Source organism: Winogradskyella sp. SYSU M77433, assembly GCF_029911945.1.
GTDB lineage: Bacteria > Bacteroidota > Bacteroidia > Flavobacteriales > Flavobacteriaceae > Winogradskyella.
In genome coordinates this window covers 1-846 of sequence record NZ_JARYTG010000033.1, presented here as the reverse complement: position 1 = coordinate 846, position 846 = coordinate 1, and the positions used below count along the sequence as shown (strand labels likewise).

Below are 846 nucleotides of genomic sequence, written 5' to 3'. Positions count from 1 at the left end.
GTTACATTCGACATAACAGGTACAGATAGCTCAACAGGGGCTATATTGAATTCTATATCGGTAGTAGGTGAGCCAAATCCATTTACAGGTTTTTATGTTCCTACCTTGGTAGAATATTCATTTACTAATGAAGATGTGTCGAACCAATATATTTACGATGGTCCAACGATAGTGTCTGATATAACGGATGGCCCAGAAATATTTACACCAGCTTTATTGAGCACATTTTCAGATAGGGACTTGACAAATTACCTGTCTACAGATAATCAAATAACCGCATCGGATTATGTTGATATATTCTATGATTCACCTATATCAACGGCATCAAATAGATATTTATTTATATCTGAGCGCAATGGTAACAATGAATATAGAATACAGGCACTGGATATAAACGGTGATGTTATAGGTCCTGTCAGAATAGCTTATATACCCAATTATATAGATACAGGTATAACAACCAATGTAGGAGGTCAGAATGTTTATGCTAATATCTATCCTTTAACATCCTTTTTAAGTGCAGGCAATGATATTTATGGATTTAGAATAATTTATAGGACGTCAGGTGTTGGCGATGCAGGTGACGGTAAAATATTTATATTATATGATCCATCTTTTTTAACGCCCCCCCCAACAATCGAGCCTACTACGAGTTCAGTTCAGCCAACATGTCCTTCAAACGAGGGATCTATAACGATAGATGCAACGGATAATGGTGGTGGAACTATAGAGTATAGTATAAATGGTAGCTTGGGACCATGGCAAACATCTAATGTGTTTAATAACTTGCCCTCATCAACTTATACACCAGCAGTTAGATATCAGTCGATGCCTACATGTATAGGT

At 36.5% G+C, this 846-nt stretch carries 1 protein-coding gene; it reads left to right on the top strand.

Going from position 1 to position 846, the window contains the following annotated elements; all coding sequences use genetic code 11:
• Positions 1-846, top strand: an 846-nt coding sequence (locus QGM60_RS18140) for a hypothetical protein (protein ID WP_281141652.1), incomplete at both ends; no start/stop codon positions are given.